Raw genomic sequence first — 465 nt, forward strand, 5'->3', positions numbered from 1 at the left:
CTGAAAGGCCCATGCGCCAGTACAGGGTAACGGCGTGAACTCAATGGCACCTGGGTCAGGGGTTGTGGTTCTGGGGGTTCCGTTGATGTCGGTAGGGACGATGGAGAGCAGATTGGCCCCTATGTTGTTAATCGCACCGGAGGATGGGGTGTAATCATTTTGGGAAGGATCTACAAATATTGGATTAGCCATTACACTGGCGCTGTCCAGACCAAGGGCCTGGAAATCTGCCAGTGTATTGACGGCACTTCCGCGGAAGAAAGAAGCTATCGGCATGTTGGCAGCGGGGTCTTTGAAGTATGCATTGTTGCTTACGGATATGGGAGCGGTGGCATTGCTGATATAGGTAAGGATTCTGTCGCCGGTGCCTGGTCTGGAGAGGTAGGAGAGGTTGTTTCTGATTTCGACTCCGGCTGAGACTGCACCGGCCACCCAGATCATGCGGGTAGCAGAGCTTGACGTGGT

The 465-nt window shown here is 54.0% G+C and carries 1 protein-coding gene; it reads right to left on the minus strand.

The genetic code is table 11. The annotated features are described in order from the left end of the window. On the minus strand, window positions 1–465 hold a 465-nt coding region (locus DES35_RS11605; RefSeq protein ID WP_170125748.1), incomplete at both ends, for a hypothetical protein.

This window comes from Schleiferia thermophila, from assembly GCF_003337435.1.
In the GTDB taxonomy this organism is placed as follows: Bacteria; Bacteroidota; Bacteroidia; order Flavobacteriales; family Schleiferiaceae; genus Schleiferia; species Schleiferia thermophila.